The sequence below is a fragment of the Nocardia sp. NPDC041819 genome, from assembly GCF_055590505.1.
Window position 1 is genome coordinate 248,982 of record NZ_JBVJAP010000008.1, and the last position, 15,249, is coordinate 264,230.

Genomic DNA, 15,249 nt, shown 5'->3' on the forward strand with positions numbered 1-15,249 from the left:
AAAGAAGGGGTTTGATGTCCGATATCACGGACTTCTCCACCACCAACGGAGGGTTCCGGAGTGTGGTCGTGACTGCTATCGAGATGTCGACCGCTGTCGGCGCCGACACCGATGCGACTTGGAAAGGACTGCTCGCCGGGGAAACCGGGATCGCGAAGGTGCAAGACCCCGACTTCGAGCGCTTCCAGGTTCCCGTCGACATCGGCGGCCAGTTCAAACTGGATCCGACCGACGAACTCAGCCGCGTCCAGAAGCGCCGCATGTCCTACGTCCAGCAGATCGCCTATGTCATGGGCAATCGGATCTGGGACACCGCGGGCAGGCCGGAAGTCGATCTGGATCGTCTCGGCGTCTGCATCGGCACCGGTCTCGGCGGCGCAGACACCATCATCGAGTCCAACGACCTGATGCGCGAGGCGGGCTACCGCAAGGTGTCTCCCTTCGCGGTGCCCATGGCCATGCCGAACGGCGCCGCCGCGGTGGTCGGGTTGGAACTCGGCGCGCGAGCCAGCGTGATCACGCCCGTCTCGGCCTGCGCTTCGGGATGTGAGGCGCTGGTGCACGCGTGGCGTTCGATCATCCTCGGCGAGGCCGACATCGTCGTCGCGGGCGGCGTGGAGGGCCGCATCAATCCGCTGGCGGTGGCCGGATTCTCGATGATGCGGGCATTGAGCACACGGATCGACGAACCCGAAGCCGCGTCGCGCCCGTTCGACCGGGATCGCGACGGTTTCGTGTTCGGCGAAGCCGCCGCGTTGTTCGTGCTGGAGTCGGAGGACCACGCGCGGGCGCGCGGGGCGAAGCCCCTGGCTCGCCTGATGGGCGCGGGCCTGACCGCCGACGGCTACCACATGGTGTTGCCCCACCCGGACGGCGCGGGGAACATTCGAGCGATGCGCCGCGCGATCGAAACGGCCGGCGTGAGCGCCACCGATATCGACCACGTCAACGCGCACGCCACCGCCACCCCGTTCGGGGACCTGGCGGAAGCGAGGGGGATCCGAGCGGCGGTAGGCGACCACGCCTCGGTCTACGCGCCGAAATCCGCGTTGGGACACTCGGTAGGCGCGGTAGGCGCGGTGGAAGCCGCCCTGACCGTGCTCAGCGTCCGGGACGGGGTGGTGCCGCCCACGCTGAACCTCGACAATCAGGACCCCGAGATCGATCTCGACATCGTGCACGGCAGCGCGCGCACCCAGAACATCGAATACGCGCTGAACAACTCCTACGGTTTCGGCGGCCACAACGCGGCCGTCGTCTTCGGGCGCTGCTGACCGCAGTCATGCGTGGCCCGCCACCCGTGCGGGTCACGCATGACGGGCGCGACTACCGGAATTCTCTTCGCCGGGCCGACCGGTCCCGGCACCGCGGCGAGCGCGTTTCCCGCGGGCGATCTCCGTCGCGAGCGCGTCCAGCGGTTGAGCGAACTGGTGCAGTGGGTCGACCAGTCCGGTGAGCCATGCCCTGGCGGCATCGATACCCTCCGAGTCGAGGGCGTACAGCCGTCGCGTGCCTTCGGCGCGGACCCGCACCAGCCCGGCGTCGCGAAGCACCTTGAGGTGCTGGGAGACGCCGGGCTGAGAAATCGGCGTGTGCTGCCGCACGGCGGCGACCAGCGCGCCCGCAGGCTGTTCGTCGGCCGCCACCGTTTCGAGGATGAACCGGCGGACCGGGTCGCCGAGCGCCTCGAAGATCTTCGCCGGAGAACGGTCCATCAGGCCTCGGAGCCGTGTGCGGGGTCGATGGTGTAGAAGTCGACGGTCCGCAGCGCCGCAGCGTTCGCGGCGGCCGGGTCGTCACCGTCGCCGACCGCCGCCTCCGCCCAGCCGAGCGCCGCCGTCCGTACGAACGTCACGCCCTCGGGCGTCGTCGGGAAGGCCATGCCCTCGGCGGGGTCGACCGGATCTCCGCTCGCCAAGTGCAGCCCGAGGCCCATCAGGGCGAGATCCCAGCCCACGCCCACCGCCCCCGGTCCGAATTGCGTCCAGAACTCCGGATCGACCGGCGCCTCGTGCGCCAACTCCAGCTCGGTGCCGTCCTCGGCGGGGGTGAGACGGACCGTCAGCCAGGAGACCTGCGGTCCCATCTCCCAGGTCACGGCGAAACGTTCCGGCGCATCACACTCCTCGACGACACCGTTGGCGTTGCCCTCCAGCTGATAGCGCCCGCCGACGCGCAGGTCACCACTGACGGGCAGGAACCAGCGCGGAATCCGCTCGATATCGGTGAGCGCGTCCCACAGATCCGCCTGATCCGTCGGGTAGCGACGGCGGGCGACGGCGATCCGCGTCGGCGCGCCGTCGCGGGATCCGGTGCGGACCTCGCGGGTGACGAGCCCGGCGATGGCTGCGGGATCGGTCAACAGTGGCATGGAAACCTCCTTGAATAAGTTTTGACTTATATTAGCGGCCCTCGCGGTGGCCGCAACACCACTCCAGCGTTTCCATCCACTCCCCGCCTGGACGGGACGCGGCCGGCCGCCGTCTTGTCAGCCGTTCGGGGACAATCCCGCGATGGCACGCAGTGCGGAGATCATCCCCGCGACGGGGATGCCGGGATCGATCGAGCGGAACAAACCCAGCCCCACGCCGAGCGCCAGCACCGCGACGGCGGCTTCGGTCCTCGGCATCGGGGTGTCGAGATCCTCCGTCGCCCGCAAGGCCGCGCCGACCATTCCCGCGATGTCGGCGAGCCTGCTCGCCAATTCGGCACGGAGGTGCTCGTCGCGTCGCGCGTGAACGCTGAACTCGAGTTCGAGTTGCGTCCAGTCGGGATCGCCGACCACCCGCTCGGCCCACTCCGTCATCCGCTTCAGGCGCGCGGCAGCCGTGGGCGCGGCGATGATCTCGGCGACCTCCGCCGCCCGCTCGGCGTGGATTTCATCGAGCACGGCCAGACACAAGTCGACTTTGGTGCGGAAGTTCGAATACACCGCCCCTTTGGTGAAACCCGCGGCTTTCGCGACCTTGTCCAGAGTTGTCGCCTGATAGCCGTCCTCCAGAAAAAGCCGTTTGGCGGTGGTGATCAATACAGTGCGCGTCCGCGCTTGGCTCTGCGCTCGAGTCGGCCGCGAACGCCCTTCTCCCCGAAGCCGCCGACACTCATCGCTATTCCCAGACAATCTCTACCCCTTACAGATACTCTCAGTATCCGATTCTAGATGCCATGGGTATCCCAAATCGCAGGAAGGATCGCATCGTGAGGAGCCGAATACTCAGATTGGCCACAGCTTTGACGGGAACCCTCATCGTCGTCGGAGCCGGGGCGGTCGCCGCCCCCCACGCATGGACGGAACCGGCCGCGCAAGCCGTGGCCGGCGACGAGTTCTACATTCCACCCGCGGCGGCGGAGGGCGCGCCGGGCTCCATCATCCGCACCGAATCGTCGCGACTGGCGCTTTCGGTCCCCGGACAGCCGGGACAGGTCCCCGCCACGTCCACGCGCATCATGTACACCAGCAGCGATACCCACGGCGACCGCGCTGCCGTGGTGGGGACGTACCTCGAACCCGCCCAGCCGTGGACGGGCCCGGGCGAGCGCCCGCTGATCGCCTACGCGGTCGGCACGAAGGGGCAAGGCGATCAGTGCGCGCCTTCGAAACTGCTGGCGCAATTCATCCAATACCAGCCGCCGTTCGACGTAATCGTCGAATACGACGTGCTGGCGTTGTACACGCTGCTGGCCCGCGGCATGGCGGTCATGGTGACCGATTACCACGGCCTGGGCACGCCGGCGGTACACGACTATCTGAACCGGAAATCTCAGGCCTACGCGCTGCTCGACTCGGCGCGAGCGGCGCTGCAATTGCCGGGCACCAGCCTGCATCCCGGCTCACCCGTCATTCTGTACGGATACTCCCAGGGCGGCATGGCCTCCGCAGCCGCGGCCGAACTGCAGCCGAGCTACGCCCCCGAGTTGAACGTGCGGGGCGCCTACGCCGGCGGCCCGGTCGTGGACGACGAATATTTCATCGGCTTCAACGACGGCCGTCCCGCCCTCGGACCCGCCTTCGCGTGGATTCTCAACGGCATCGCCGCCAACTATCCCGAAACCCGCCCGGTGCTCGACGCCGAACTCAACGACACCGGCAAGGCGATCCTGCGCGAGTCGCTGGAAAAGTGCGCCGTACCGCTCGGACTGGCCCAGCAGTTCCCGAACACCTCGCAGTGGACCACCAGCGGGCAACCGCTCACCGCGGTGATCGATCAGTCCCCGATCCTGAAGGCGGCGTTCACCGATCAGCGCGTCGGGACGCTCACTCCGGGAGTGCCCGTGCTCATCGCCTCCAGCCCGATCGACGAGGGCGCGCCCTACGTGCCCGTCCGTGAACTGGCGGCCGGGTGGTGCGGCGGCGGCGCTCCTGTCCAGCTGAACGCGAACGGCGAGCTGCCCAGCGTCATCAGCGGATTGCGGGCCACCCACGTGCTGGCGTTCTTCCCGTCGCTGGTGGCCTCCCAGCAGTGGATGACCGAGCGGCTCGCGGACCAGCCCGCTCCGACCAACTGCGGGGCGCTGCCCTGATTTGCGAAGCGTGACCCGCTCGGATACCGTCGGTATCTCGATCGGGGACTCGGCACGGCGCCTCGCGCAGCGATTCGGCTCGTAGTGCCATGATCTCCATGCACGGTGGTCGGCCGCGGTTCGGTCCCACGACCGAGCCGCGGCCGATCTGCTGCCCGGCACAGCACAGATCTACCGTGCGGCGGGCGAGTTCCACCCCCACGATCGTCCCGTGGCTCCTGGAACCAGGGCCGGCGAGTCTACTTGCACCGAATTTGCTGTCTCACCGCTCGTCAGCTAGGTCGATTTCGGTACAGAAAGGTTCGAATGTCGGAGTTGGCCCATCCCCGCCTGCCCGAGCCGCTCAGGTGCGCGCAGCGGTGATACTCGCAGATCCGGCACGGATCGTTCCGTACCCGACGCGGCGGCGCCTGCCCCGAAGGCGCGGGCCGATCCGGTCAGCGATGCGCCATCGCCGGGCGGAGATCGCCAGCTCAGGCAACGGTTTCGACGGTTCAGCCCTACACAGCGAACTTCTAGCTATCCTGGATAGTCGTGCACGTTGTAGGTGTTATCCGCAGTCGGAACTGTCGGTTGAGTGTCGTCCTGACGGATCGGCGAGATGACTATGACGATCTTCGAGCACACGCGAGCCCGCGACCCCAAGCGCTACCTCTGGATTCTGGGCTTGATCGCCCCGGGTTGCGCGCTATTGCCCTCACAGCTGGTGTTGTACACCGGGCTGGAGCTGTTCTGGTGGATCGGCCCGATCATCATCCTCGGGGTGATCCCGCTGCTGGATTTCGCCATCGGCGACGATGGCAGCAATCCCCGCGACGAGGACTACGAGGCACTGTCCAACGATCGCTATTACCGCTGGTGCACCTTCCTCTTCCTGCCGATGCAGTTCATCGGCCTGCTGATCGCCAGCTACCTGTGGGCAAGCCATGAGCTGAGCCTGGTCGACAAACTCGGCTTGGCCGTCACCCTCGGCTTCGTCTCCGGGATCGGCATCAACGCCGCGCATGAACTCGGCCACCGCGCCGAACGTCTCGAACGCTGGCTGGCCAAGATCGCGCTCGCTCAGTCCGGCTACGGGCACTTCTTCGTCGAGCACAACCGCGGCCACCACGTTCGCGTCGCCACCCCCGAGGACCCGGCCAGCGCCCGATTCGGCGAATCGCTGTGGCAGTTCCTCCCCCGCACCATGACGGGCGGGTTCCGCTCCGCCCTCACGTTGGAGCGCCAGCGTCTTGCCCGCAACGGCAAACGTTGGCTGAGCCCCAGCAACCATCTCCTGCAAGCCTGGGCGATGAGCGCGGCGTTGTTCACCACCTTGATCGTGGTGTTCGGTCCCGCCGTCATCCCCTACCTCGCCCTCCAAGCGCTCATCGGCGCGGGCCTGCTGGAGACCGTCAACTACGTCGAACACTACGGGTTGCTGCGCGCCCGCCGCCCGGACGGCCGTTATGCCCGCTGCTCGCCACGCGACAGCTGGAACAGCGACCACCTGGTCACCAACATCTTCCTGTTCCACCTCCAGCGCCACAGCGATCACCACGCCAATCCGGGCCGCCGCTATCAGACCCTGCGCAGCTGCGACGTGGCGCCCCAGCTCCCCGCCGGTTACGCCACCATGGTCCTGCTGGCCATCATCCCGCCACTGTGGCGCGCGGTCATGGATCCCCGGGTCCTGGCCCACTACAACGGCGACATGACGCTCATCAACACCAAGCCCCGTAGACGCAGGCTCACCCTGCCGATCCGCAATCCACGCCCGCGCGAGAACGTACGGCGGGCCGCGGAGCGCCGCACCCCCAGCATGAGCCCGTCGACCGGCGCGACGGAGGTCCGGTTCTGACCGGAGCGGATCGCTGACGCATCCGTCCGCGACTCGCCGAGTGCCACAGCACGGTGCGCAGTTTGCACTCGGCGAGCAGGCAGGCAGATGCCGTGGCGATGCGCCACCGCCGGCGGGCGGACTCAGCGCAGCAGCGGGGACCGATACCGAGCGTCGGGTTTGAGGCAGGTGAACTGCATGACGTCGATATGCCCACGACGGAAGTACTCGGCCGAGCCGGTGAGATACCGGATGTAGGCGTCGTAGGTGTCGCGCCCGGCCAGCTCGATCGCCCGGTCTCGGTGTTCGTGCAGGGCGTCGGCCCAGCAGCCCAATGTGGTGGTGTAATGCGGTCCCAGCGACTGGACGTCGGCGACGGTGAATCCGGCGTCCTGCGCGTATTCGGTGATTCCTTTGGGGTAGTGGCCGAACGACAGCGGGAGCTGGCCACCGGGGAAGATGGTCTCGCGCAGGAAACGCAAGAAGGCGAAGTCGTCGCTGGTGATCCTGGTGCCGTGCGCCCGCAGATGATCGCGGCTGTGGCTGACCACCGTCTGCAACAGCAGCACTCCGTCCGAGGGCATGATCCGGTAGGCGAACTCGAAGAACTCCCCATAGCGGTCCACCGGCAGGTGTTCCATCGCCCCGACGCACACGATCCGGTCGGCGCGCCGGTCGAAGTCCTCCCAGCCCTGCACTCGCACCCCGCCGTAGGGGCGGCCACGGATCAGCCGGTCGACGAGCATGTCCCGCACGTACCGGTACTGGTTGCGGCTGCGGGTCAACCCGATCGTGTTCACCCCGTAGGTGTCCATGGCGCGCAGCATGGTCGATCCCCAGCCGCACCCGACGTCCAGCAGGGTCATCCCCGGTTGGAGATCACATTTGGCCAAGGCGAGATCGATCTTCGCCGTCTGGGCTTTTTCCAGGGTGTCGTCGGGGTGGGTCCACAACGCGCAGCTGTAGGTGCGGGTCGGGTCGAGGAAGAGTCCGAAGAACTCGTCCGGCAGTTCCTCCCGCGACAGGACCTCGCGGTACAGGGGTACGTACACACTCATGACGGCGGATCTTTCTCGCGAACCAGCACTGCTGTTCAGCGGAAGCCTCCGGGCCCTGACGGCTTCCGGCCGGATACGACCACGAGGTCCGAAGACGCACCGACTACGCGCTGCCACCGCGGCCGCCACGCCGTCGATCACGTAGCCGACCCCGGCCGACACCTTCACGTTACCTCGCCCACCCTGCGCAGAGCTCGCGAACCGGCCAGCCGGGCAAACACGAGGACAGCTGCAGCTCGATTCCCCGCTGCGCGGACGCCGAGCCTTACCCTGTGCGGCCGAGCGGCGCGCAGCGGCAAGACCTGCGCGAGTATGCGCGACCGGGCTCACCCACGCCTGACCGACGACCGCTCAGGTCGGGTAGCGCACTACTCAGGTCACGATGCCCACAGATAGCTAGGTTTGGCCGTACAACACGAAGTCCGCAGCGCCTGTCACCCGGCCTCGGACGGGTCGGTCAGCACTCGGCGCGGAGTTCGGCACGCCGCCGCGACAACGTCGTCACGGCGTTCGCGCGCGACCACCCGGCAGGCGTTCGGCACGGATTCGTCCGCAGACAGAGGTAGCCGAAAAAGTCGGCATCAATGGGGCGCTGCCGGCCCCGCTCGCGTTCGCCGAACCCGGGCACGTGCTCTACGGCAGCGGCCGGCCCTGGTAGCCACCGCGGTCAGCTGCTCAGCCGCTCGAACTCCGTCGCGCAATGCGCGGAGAACACCGTCACCGCGTCGCCGTGGTCGCTGACGAGTTCCCGGAGCCGCTGCTGGTTCTCGATGCGGGCCCGCCGCCCAGTGTCCACATACCACTGGAAAACCCGCGTTCCCAAGGGCATCGACGGTTGCGCACGCATTTGGCCGTGGTAGGTGTAGGCGTCCCCGGCGTGCAGCAGCCAGCCGTCCCCGGTGTCGACGGCGACGCCGACGTGACCGCGCGTGTGGCCCGCCAGTGGAACCATGAGTATCTGCGGGGGCAGGCCCCGCAATTCGCGCACCGCCTGGAAATCGAACCAGCGCTCCGCGCGACTGTCGGACTCCCCGTAGACCGACCACTTGGGTCCGTGCTCGAACTGCACCGGTCGATACCGGAACTTCTCGCGACGACCGAAGGGCCCTTCGACGGCGTCCAGCTCCGCTCGGTGCACGTGCACGGTGGCCCGGGGGAAGTCGGCGAGACCACCCGCGTGATCGAGATCGAGGTGCGTCACGACGATGTCGCGGACGTCATCGCGGGAGAAGCCCAGCGCCTCGACCTGCCGGGCGATCGGCAGGTCGAGAACCGGGTGCGATTGCCGGATGAGTTGCCGCCCCACCCACACATCCGGCCGGACCAGCGCCTGCTCGCCGTAACCCGTGTCGACCAGAATCAATCCGGCGGAGTGCTCGATCAACAAGCAATGACACGCCCCGGCCGCATTGCGCCGAAGCCCCGGCCTGCCGTCGAACAAACGGCCTCCGAAAGGACGGGTCCCCCCGGCATCCAGATGATGGACACGCACCAGTCCGCTCCTATCCGTGCCGTCCGGCCACCCTACCCGTCTACGCTTCCGGCCGCGACCCACTCCTACCACGTTCGCCACTCGAACGCTAAGGGCACGAACGTATTCCACGGCGTCGCAGCCGGAACGCGAAGACTCCCCCGGCAGCCGAATTCAGGCGATCTTCAATGTCCCACCGTCGATGACGTAGTCCGCACCGACGATATTGGCGGCTTTGGGTGACGCGAGGAAGGCGACGAGGGCGGCCACCTCCTCCGGTTCGCTGATCCGGCCGGAGGCGATGCCGAACTGCTCCGGCACGGCCGCGAGCAGTTCCTCCTGCGAAAGCCCCTGAGCGGCGGCGAACTTGGCACCCACGCCGTGCGGTCCGCGCCACATCGGCGTGCCGACTACGCCGGGTGAGACGGTGTTGACCCGCACCCCCCGCGGCCCGAACTCCTCGCTGAGCCGCTTGGTCAGCGCGGTCAGCGCGGCCTTGGCCTCGCTGTAGCCGACCGGCCCCGCCGCCGGAAGATGTTTGTTGATCGACGAGATGGTGACCACCGCGCCGCGCCGCTCCAGCAGGCTGGGCAGTGCCGCGCGGGTGACCCAGATCGCGCTGAACAGATTCAGGTCGAACAACTCTCGCCATTGCTCGTCCTCGACGTCGAGGAAGCCGCCCAGTTCCAGACGCGCGGCATTCACGGCGCCGACATTGTTGATCAGGATGTCGATGCCGCCCAGTTCGTCGAGTGCGGCGCCGATCAGCCGGGCCGCTCCCTCCGAGGTGGAGAGGTCGACGGGAACCGCTGCGACGCTGGCCTTTTCGAGTTCGGGCGTAACGGTGCGCGCGGCCCCGACCACCCGCACGCCCTCGGCGGACAATGCTTCGGCGACGGCCAAGCCGATGCCTCGGCTGGCACCGGTGACGACGGCGGTCTTGCCGGACAGTTCTAGATCCATGATGGAACCTTTCCTTCTTGAACTACAGGTCAAAAATATGGGCAGCGAACGAGCCCACGGCGGGCGGTTCGATTCAGAGGGTGGTCAGAGCGGTGTCGATAATGCGATGCAGAGTGGGCGCATCGTAGGTCTTGGCCATCACCCGGAGGCCGACGACGGTGTTCATCAAGAACTCGGCCATCGATCGCGGCTCGGTGTCGGCGCGCACGTCACCATCGCGTTTCCCCTGATCGATCCGGGCCTCCAACGCAGCGATCATATGATCCTGTGTCACGCGGACCGCCCGGGCGATCTCCGCGTCGTGCCCCGCCATTTCCATGGCGGTGTTCACCGCCAGGCAGCCGCGCCGAACGGGCTGCGCGAGATCGGAGTCCGCCAGGCCGCACAGGAAGGCGGCCAGGCAATCGCGGGTGGTGCCCGGTCGGGTCAGGATATCCGCGGCCAACTCGACACCCAGCCGGTCGTAACGGTCGAGAGCCAGGTCGAACAACGCACGCTTGCTGCCGAAAGCGTTGTACAGACTGCCTTTTCCGATGCCGGTGGCTTCGGCCAGCTGCGCGGGCGAGGTGTTGGCGTACCCGTGGGTCCAGAACGTCTCCATCGCCCGGTCCACCACCGTGTCCGGATCGAAGTTGCGCGGCCTGCCCATGACCCGAACCGTAATCGTTTTAGACCGACAGGTCAAGAAGGCCTGCGATCGGCGCCGTGGTTCCGACGCCCCGGCAGGCCACGGTGCCGGAATCGCGTTGAGCGCAACCCGTGCTCATCGGTCGTGCGTCTCGCTAACGTTCTCGGGTCGGACGCTGTTGTGGGAGGAGTGCGCGGTGACCACTGAGTCGACCATCGACGTCGATATCTCGCTGCACCCGCTGGACGACCCGGTGCGGGCGTCGTTGCGCGGCGAGCACCGCCGGTTCGCCGGCTGGGTGGGACGGGTCGGGCGCTACGACCCGGAGGTCGCCCGGTTCGTCGGCCACCCGCCGGTGCTGAACGAACAGGACTGGGCCGACCTGGCCACCCTCCTCGGACCGGGCGGCAGCACCGCGTTGCGCGGCCACGGCCACGTGCCTCCGGATGGCTGGACGGTGCTCGACGAGATGGACTCGGTGCAAATGGATGGCACCGCCCTACGCGTCGCGCACGACCCGGAACTGGAAGTCCTCACCGCGGCGGACGTGCCCGAGATCCTGGCGCTGATCGCCCGCACCGAACCCGGCCCCTACGCGCCACGAACCATCGAGATGGGTAACTACCTGGGCCTGCGGGTCGACGGCCGACTGGTGGCGATAGCCGGGGAGCGCTTGCATCCGCCTGGCTGGACCGAGATCAGCGCCGTCTGCACCGACGCGGAATTCCGTGGCCGCGGCTTCGCCACACGCCTGGTCCGCGCGGTCGGTGCGGGCATCCGCGCGCGTGATGAGACACCGTTCCTGCATGCGCTCGCCCGCAACGCGACGGCGATCGGTTTGTACGAGAAGCTCGGGTTCACGCTGCGCAAACGTTCGACATTGACGGTCGTGCAGGCACCGCCTGTGCGTCGCCTGCCATGATCCGCGGCGGCTGCTGCTACGTCGCAGTTCACCGGGCACGTGATTGCCCCATTCACGAAGCGCGGCACCTGAAGCGAGTAGTTCACCACGCCCGCCCTCCTATCGCGGGAATGGTCGACTCGACAAGACGCATCGACTTTCGCCGCGCCTCGCCGGTAACCGGTATGCCCCGTCGACAGCGCGGTGACGCCCGCTGATCGCTCGGCGAGAATGCCCGCCGGTGACCACCCGACTCGAAAATTCGAACGCGCCGATCCGCGCGTAGTCGACCGGCGGCGCCCGTAGGGCGGTAGCCGGGCAGGAGAACATGCTGCCTACCGCCGCGCCCGGCGGTGCGAGATCAGTTGCGCGGCTGCCTCTGCCGGACGGTCACCGGGTCCTCGCCGTCTCGGAAAGTTCGCGCTGCGAACGCTGACGGAGCTGAGTATGCTTTCCCAACGTTAGTCGAATTACGCTGCGATCGAACGATTTTGGCGGACCGGTCGGTTCGACGGCCGAGTCGGATCGTGGCGCCAATTGCGGCCCGCACACCTGCCCCGCGCAGTCGGTCGGCATGGTCATCGTCCAAGAGGCGCTCGACCAACTGCTGGATGCGCTGCCGGAGATCCGGCTGGCGATCCCAGCTGCGGAGACGAAGTGGCTCCCGAGCTCCTTCCATCGCGCACCGGCTACGGTCCCGGTCACCTTTCCGGAGTCCCCGCCCCTGAGTCTTCTTTGAGTCGGACGTGAGGGTGGTCTGTCGCACTGCGGGCCACCCCACTACTTTTCATCTGTCTAAAACAATTAGCCATATGTAAAATATGGACTACTCTGGGGGAGGTGCCGACTCATCGCACCCCGGATCCCGCCCATCGCGTTCGCGACGCCGGACGCACCAAACGCTGCCTGCTCGAAGCGGCCTTGGACGAGTTCGCCGCGAAAGGTTATGCGGGGGCCCGGGTCGGCGACATCGCCGAGCGGGCCGGCGTCAACAAGCAGTTGATCACCTACTACTTCGGCGGAAAGGAAGGGTTGTACCGAGCGCTCCAGCAGAGCTGGCTGGAGCGCGAGGCCACCTTCAACGATCCGGAGCTGCCGCTGGCGGAGGTGGTCACGAACTATCTGCGCGACGGGCTGCGCGATCCGCGCGGCATCCGGCTGCTCATGTGGCAAGGATTATCCGATGCCGCGCCGTCGGGTGAGCAGCCGATCTCGGAGAGCGATCTCGCCGAGACCAGACGCCGTCAGCAGCGCGGTGAGATCGCCGCCGACCTCGACCCGGCCGCCTTCCAGCTCGCGGTGATGGGCATGGTCATCGCCCCTCTGCTGCTACCGGTCCAGGTGCGCGAGCTGTTCGGCATGGAAGCCCAGACCACGGAATTCGAGCGACGCTACGGCGAACAGTTGCGCCGCATCCTGACCCATCTCACCGATTCCCGTTCCGAAGGACTCTCAATGAACTTGTCAAGCCGTTGCGGCCGGGAGGGGGATGTGGAGGGTGAATTCGCGTCCGTCGCGCAGCAGGGCCCAGAGCACGTCGACCAGGCGTCTGGCGAGGGCTAGGAGGGCTTGGGTATGGATGAGCCGTTCGTCGCGTTTGCGGTCGTAGAACTGCCTGGACGGGCCTTCGGTGCGAAGGCTGGACAGCGCGGCCATGTAGAACACCTTGCGCAGGCGCCGGTTGTAGCGTTTGGGCCGGTGCAGGTTGCCGGTGATCCGGCCGGAGTCGCGAGGCACCGGCACCAGCCCGGCGTAGGAGGCCAGCCGGCCCGCAGTGGCGAACGCGGCGAGATCGCCACCGGTGACGGCGAGAAACTCCGCCCCGAGGCCAGGGCCCATGCCCGGCAGCGACTCGATGATCTTCGCCCACGGGTGGGTGCGGAACCGCGTCGCGATCAGCTTGTCGACCTCTTTGATCTCGCGGTCGAGATCGAGCAGTTTGCGTGCTTGCCGTTTGACCAGCATCGCGGTGTCGGCCTCGCCGGGCAGCGCGATCGTCTGGGCCCGGGCGGCCGCGATCGCGGTGGCCGCGGTCTTGCCGATCGCGGCGGGCCAGCCACCGTTGTCACGCAAATACGCTGTGAGGCCGTCGATCCCGGTGGTGCGGATCTCAGCAGGAGTACACAGTCCGGCGACCAGCACCAACGGGGTCCGGTTGGAGTAGTCGAACGCGGCCTCCAGGCCGGGAAAGATCGACCCCAGCAGAGCGCGCAGCCGGTTGATCCCGGCGACCCAGTCGCCCATCAGGTCAGCACGGTAGCTGGTCAGCTGGCCGAGCGCGGCGACCAGCTCATCGGGCATGGTGACCTCGGTCAAATCCCTGCGCAGCCGGACGGTTTCGGCGATGATCCGCGCGTCCTTGCTGTCGGTCTTGCCCTCGCCACGGAACCCGCCGGTCATCGTGTTCACGACCCGGCCGGGCACATACGTCACCGCCTGATCGGCCGCCAGCAGGACCGTGATCAGCATCAACGCCATAGGGCTGGTCAGATCGATGGCCCATCGCACCCGTGTGGCGGCCTGCCCGGCCCGCTCGATCAGCCGCTCGATAGCCCGCTGATCGTTGGCAAGCTTCTGCCGGAACACCACTTTCCCGTCCGAGTCGATCCCACACGCGTGATGCGTCTGTTTGCCGACATCGATGCCCACCCACAGCTCCGGGCGATCACTCACCTACCGACTCCTGCCGTCACGGTCTCGGCCCGAGGACAGCCCCGCCGTCAGATCCCTAAACAGCGACGATCCGCATCAGCTCTCAATCAGCGGCCGGAGCGTCCAAAGCGGTGGGGCAGCCAGTCCTTCCGAGCCTCACCACAGGCAAAAACCCATCAGCTACACCCCACCGCCCTGGGCATCCAGGGCATCAACCCCAGACACCTACAAACTTAGGGAGAAACCCCATGACCTACCTCGTCACCGGCGTTCGCGGCATCGTCGGCCGAGCTGTCCTCGATCAACTGCGCGCGGCCGGAAAACCGGTGCGGGCGGCCAGTTCTCGCCCCGCAGACACCACCGTGCCGGACGGTGTCGAACTCGTCGGGCTCGACCCGAGCGACCCCGGATCGGTCGCCACCGCCCTCGCGGGTATCGAGAAAGTCTTCTGCTACGCCGCCGCCGAGGGCATCGACAACTTCATCGACGCCGCGAAGACCGCCGGAGTCGCCCACATCGTGCTGCTGTCCTCCATCGCGGCGGCGAACGGGCACAATCCCATCGGCGCACGCCATCTCGCGGTGGAGAACCCGCTGCGCGCATCGGGCCTGCCGTTGACCGTCCTGCGGCCGGGCGCCTTCGCCGCCAACGCCCGCACCTGGTTTCCCACCATCAGAGCCGACCGCGTCGTCCGCGTCCCCTTCCCGGGCCTGCAACTGACGCCGATCCACGAAGACGATATCGCCGCCGCAGCCGTCACCGCCCTCGACGACCCGTCCCACGCGGGCAAGATCTACCCGCTCACCGGCCCCGAATCCCTGTCGCATCGCCAGCAGGTCGCCGCCATCTCCGCCGCCCTGGGCGAGCCGATCGAACTGATCGAGCTGAGTTACGAGGAAGCAGCCGACATCTACTACCGCCCAGTCCTCGATATGTGGGCAGCAGCCGGAACGGAGCCGAGCCCGGTCGGCCCCACTTCGCAGTCGATCACCGGCACGCCCGCCCGCACCTTCGCCCAGTGGGCGGTCGACCACGTGAACGACTACCGCTGACAACACACCCGTCCTCCACCACCCCGCACCCCTTCTGACTAGGCGATTAGCACCGCTCCGGCCTCGTGCGGTAATCTCTTCGAGCGCCCGCACAGCGGGCGCAACGGGCTGTGGCGCAGTTTGGTAGCGCACTTGACTGGGGGTCAAGTGGTCGCAGGTTCAAATCCTGTCAGCCCGACATAGA

14 protein-coding genes and 1 tRNA gene are annotated in these 15,249 nt (G+C 67.4%); 7 read left to right on the plus strand and 8 right to left on the minus strand.

Annotation, left to right across the window (positions count from 1 at the left end; translation table 11 throughout):
- Positions 1-14 precede the first annotated feature (14 nt).
- A complete protein-coding gene (locus tag ACZ6DL_RS23495) occupies positions 15-1,274 on the plus strand; it encodes a KasA/KasB family beta-ketoacyl-ACP synthase (RefSeq protein ID WP_062973381.1) in 1,260 nt (419 codons plus the stop codon).
- 33 nt (positions 1,275-1,307) lie between these two features.
- On the opposite strand, the gene ACZ6DL_RS23500 is transcribed toward ACZ6DL_RS23495, so the two are convergent.
- The 3 genes from ACZ6DL_RS23500 to ACZ6DL_RS23510 all read right to left on the minus strand — a co-directional run bounded on the left by ACZ6DL_RS23500 (position 1,308) and on the right by ACZ6DL_RS23510 (position 3,028).
- A complete protein-coding gene (locus tag ACZ6DL_RS23500; RefSeq protein ID WP_466054172.1) occupies positions 1,308-1,715 on the minus strand; it encodes an ArsR/SmtB family transcription factor in 408 nt (135 codons plus the stop codon).
- On the minus strand, positions 1,715-2,371 hold the full coding sequence (locus ACZ6DL_RS23505; protein ID WP_466054174.1) for an SRPBCC family protein: 657 nt from the start codon (positions 2,369-2,371) through the stop codon (positions 1,715-1,717). Before ACZ6DL_RS23505 ends, ACZ6DL_RS23500 begins: the two co-directional genes overlap by 1 nt.
- 117 nt (positions 2,372-2,488) lie before the next feature.
- The gene (locus ACZ6DL_RS23510; protein WP_466054175.1) at positions 2,489-3,028 is read right to left on the minus strand and encodes a TetR/AcrR family transcriptional regulator; all 540 of its coding nucleotides are present in this window, start codon (positions 3,026-3,028) and stop codon (positions 2,489-2,491) included.
- Positions 3,029-3,219: 191 nt separating this feature from the next.
- On the opposite strand from ACZ6DL_RS23510, the gene ACZ6DL_RS23515 reads away from it, so the two are divergent.
- Together ACZ6DL_RS23515 and ACZ6DL_RS23520 are read left to right on the plus strand one after the other, a co-directional pair.
- On the plus strand, positions 3,220-4,521 hold the full coding sequence (locus ACZ6DL_RS23515; RefSeq protein WP_466054177.1) for a lipase family protein: 1,302 nt from the start codon (positions 3,220-3,222) through the stop codon (positions 4,519-4,521).
- Positions 4,522-5,122: 601 nt separating this feature from the next.
- Positions 5,123-6,361, plus strand: a complete 1,239-nt coding sequence (locus tag ACZ6DL_RS23520; protein WP_466054178.1) for an alkane 1-monooxygenase — start codon at positions 5,123-5,125, stop codon at positions 6,359-6,361.
- Positions 6,362-6,483: 122 nt separating this feature from the next.
- Here the strand turns inward: ACZ6DL_RS23520 and ACZ6DL_RS23525 are convergent, their stop codons facing one another.
- The 4 genes from ACZ6DL_RS23525 to ACZ6DL_RS23540 form a co-directional block, all read right to left on the minus strand.
- The gene (locus ACZ6DL_RS23525; protein WP_466054180.1) at positions 6,484-7,398 is read right to left on the minus strand and encodes a class I SAM-dependent methyltransferase; all 915 of its coding nucleotides are present in this window, start codon (positions 7,396-7,398) and stop codon (positions 6,484-6,486) included.
- Positions 7,399-8,065: 667 nt separating this feature from the next.
- The gene (locus ACZ6DL_RS23530; protein ID WP_466054181.1) at positions 8,066-8,890 is read right to left on the minus strand and encodes an MBL fold metallo-hydrolase; all 825 of its coding nucleotides are present in this window, start codon (positions 8,888-8,890) and stop codon (positions 8,066-8,068) included.
- A 153-nt stretch (positions 8,891-9,043) separates the two neighbouring features.
- Positions 9,044-9,832, minus strand: coding sequence for an oxidoreductase (locus ACZ6DL_RS23535; RefSeq protein ID WP_466054183.1), 789 nt, complete (start codon positions 9,830-9,832; stop codon positions 9,044-9,046).
- Between the two features lie 73 nt (positions 9,833-9,905).
- Positions 9,906-10,481, minus strand: a complete 576-nt coding sequence (locus tag ACZ6DL_RS23540) for a TetR/AcrR family transcriptional regulator (RefSeq protein ID WP_466054185.1) — start codon at positions 10,479-10,481, stop codon at positions 9,906-9,908.
- 175 nt (positions 10,482-10,656) lie between these two features.
- Between ACZ6DL_RS23540 and ACZ6DL_RS23545 the strand changes: the two genes are divergently transcribed.
- Both ACZ6DL_RS23545 and ACZ6DL_RS23550 read left to right on the plus strand, forming a co-directional pair.
- A complete protein-coding gene (locus tag ACZ6DL_RS23545) occupies positions 10,657-11,382 on the plus strand; it encodes a GNAT family N-acetyltransferase (RefSeq protein ID WP_466054186.1) in 726 nt (241 codons plus the stop codon).
- 819 nt (positions 11,383-12,201) lie between these two features.
- Positions 12,202-12,924 (plus strand): TetR/AcrR family transcriptional regulator, encoded by a 723-nt coding sequence (locus tag ACZ6DL_RS23550; RefSeq protein WP_466054188.1) that lies wholly within the window; start codon positions 12,202-12,204, stop codon positions 12,922-12,924.
- On the opposite strand, the gene ACZ6DL_RS23555 is transcribed toward ACZ6DL_RS23550, so the two are convergent.
- Positions 12,826-14,034, minus strand: a complete 1,209-nt coding sequence (locus ACZ6DL_RS23555) for an IS110 family RNA-guided transposase (RefSeq protein ID WP_466054190.1) — start codon at positions 14,032-14,034, stop codon at positions 12,826-12,828. The two genes, ACZ6DL_RS23550 and ACZ6DL_RS23555, sit on opposite strands and share 99 nt — an antisense overlap.
- 227 nt (positions 14,035-14,261) lie before the next feature.
- Here ACZ6DL_RS23555 and ACZ6DL_RS23560 point away from each other — a divergent pair, with 227 nt between their 5' ends.
- Both ACZ6DL_RS23560 and ACZ6DL_RS23565 read left to right on the plus strand, forming a co-directional pair.
- Entirely contained in the window at positions 14,262-15,065 is an 804-nt protein-coding gene (locus ACZ6DL_RS23560; RefSeq protein ID WP_466054191.1) for an SDR family oxidoreductase, read from the plus strand.
- 104 nt (positions 15,066-15,169) lie between these two features.
- A tRNA-Pro gene (locus ACZ6DL_RS23565) sits at positions 15,170-15,243 on the plus strand.
- The last annotated feature ends 6 nt before the right edge of the window (positions 15,244-15,249 follow it).

Coding starts and splice junctions, on each gene's coding strand:
- ACZ6DL_RS23560 (WP_466054191.1), top strand. CDS start 14,262: ATGACCTACCTCGTCACCGGCGTTCGCGGCATCGTCGGCCGAGCTGTC.
- ACZ6DL_RS23540 (WP_466054185.1), bottom strand. CDS start 10,481: ATGGGCAGGCCGCGCAACTTCGATCCGGACACGGTGGTGGACCGGGCG.
- ACZ6DL_RS23520 (WP_466054178.1), top strand. CDS start 5,123: ATGACTATGACGATCTTCGAGCACACGCGAGCCCGCGACCCCAAGCGC.
- ACZ6DL_RS23500 (WP_466054172.1), bottom strand. CDS start 1,715: ATGGACCGTTCTCCGGCGAAGATCTTCGAGGCGCTCGGCGACCCGGTC.
- ACZ6DL_RS23505 (WP_466054174.1), bottom strand. CDS start 2,371: ATGCCACTGTTGACCGATCCCGCAGCCATCGCCGGGCTCGTCACCCGC.
- ACZ6DL_RS23535 (WP_466054183.1), bottom strand. CDS start 9,832: ATGGATCTAGAACTGTCCGGCAAGACCGCCGTCGTCACCGGTGCCAGC.
- ACZ6DL_RS23525 (WP_466054180.1), bottom strand. CDS start 7,398: ATGAGTGTGTACGTACCCCTGTACCGCGAGGTCCTGTCGCGGGAGGAA.
- ACZ6DL_RS23495 (WP_062973381.1), top strand. CDS start 15: ATGTCCGATATCACGGACTTCTCCACCACCAACGGAGGGTTCCGGAGT.